Origin of the sequence: Mariniflexile ostreae (assembly GCF_042427585.1) — a bacterium.
GTDB classification, from domain to species: domain Bacteria; phylum Bacteroidota; class Bacteroidia; order Flavobacteriales; family Flavobacteriaceae; genus Pseudalgibacter; species Pseudalgibacter ostreae.
On sequence record NZ_JBHMFC010000070.1, the window covers coordinates 1 to 1379 of the forward strand.

2 protein-coding genes are annotated in these 1379 nt (G+C 50.1%); both read right to left on the reverse strand.

Annotated elements, in window-relative coordinates:
- Window positions 1-261 (reverse strand): ATP-binding protein (locus tag ACFFU9_RS11065; protein ID WP_379861503.1); only part of this gene is annotated, 261 nt, incomplete at its 3' end.
- A gap of 26 nt (window positions 262-287) precedes the next feature.
- Window positions 288-1379, reverse strand: a 1092-nt coding sequence (locus ACFFU9_RS11070; protein WP_379861504.1) for a Mu transposase domain-containing protein, incomplete at its 5' end; no start/stop codon positions are given.

A 1379-nucleotide genomic window follows, 5' to 3' on the forward strand; every position in this document is an offset into this window, starting at 1 on the left:
AAACATATTCTTGTCCAGATTGCGCTGTTGGGTGTAGTCCACTTCCGCCAGCGCTGCCTGTCCTCGGAAGGTTGCCTGCTTGAGGAGCCTTTGGATCTTTCGGTCCTTATGGTCTTCCCATTGATGGTCCGTGAGCAGTGCCAGGTATTCATCGGCCGTAAGATCTGTGGTGCGGTTTTCCCTGATCTGCTGGAGGTGCAGGTCTGCCATGGCACCCAGGCGCATTTGTTTTAGTTTTTCAACAGTTTGATTGTTGTTCATAATTATAGAGTTTATTGGTTACATATTTATTGATAGGCCGAAGCTCCCCGGAGATTTTCATGTTCAGGGATATGGGGCCTGTCCTGCTCCAGGTCTTGGTAGAACAGGGAAGACCGGTCCAGGTTGTTCTTTAGGATGTTCTTGATGCGCTGATATGCGACCGCATCTGCCTGTATGGCCCTTTTACATGCGCTGTCCAAGCGCTGTGAGCCATACGCCTTGTGCAACTGGATAAGTCCCATGGCCCGTTTGTAGCCGACCTCAGGGTAATCTCCCGAGGCGATGATCGTATCGATACAGGCCTCTACGTTTTTTCCGTGGACAGCTGCCTTCTTTTTAAAGAACTCAGGGCTCCAGTCCACATAATATTTGTGGGTACTGCTCAGGTGGTCGCGATCGGTGTTATAGTTTCCCTTACTGGGGTTGCGCCGGTGCAGGGCTATCCGCTGATGGTTATAATATATTTCCACCGTTGTGGTGGTATAATGGATCTGGGCCTGCTTGCCGATGTAGCGATAGGGTACGCTATAATAACTTTTATCTGGTGAGAAGTACACATATCCCATCTTCTGCACCTTGGCACGACAATAGTCCTTAAGCTGGTAGGGACTTGTTGGAAGTGATTTTAAATGGCCTTTTTCTATGGACTGGAAGAGCTCCAGGCGGCTGGCCTGCTTTCTTTTGAACAGTAAGTTGTTGTAGGCCATCAACAGTTTGCAGATCTCTTTGTTGAGTTCGTTCAAGGAGAAGAAGGTCATATTGCGTAAAGGGTAATAGATGCGCTGATAGGCAAGATGAACAGCATTCTCTACAAGGGCCTTGTCCTGCGGGGAGTAGCCACGGGTGGGGTTGATCGCACAATTGTAATGCCTGGCAAAGTCCTTAAAGCTGCGGTTGATATCTGCCTCATAGCGACTGGCACGGGTTACGGCCGATTTTAGATTATCGGAGACGATGGCCTTGGGAGCTCCGCCATAAAACTCCAGGGCATGTCCACAGCAGGCAATAAAATCCGCTCTCTTTTGGCTATGGCAGGCTTCCACATAGGTGTACTGGCTGTTGGGCAGGATGGCCACGAAGACTTCAACCGCGATGAGTTCCCCGGTGGACCGGTCCAC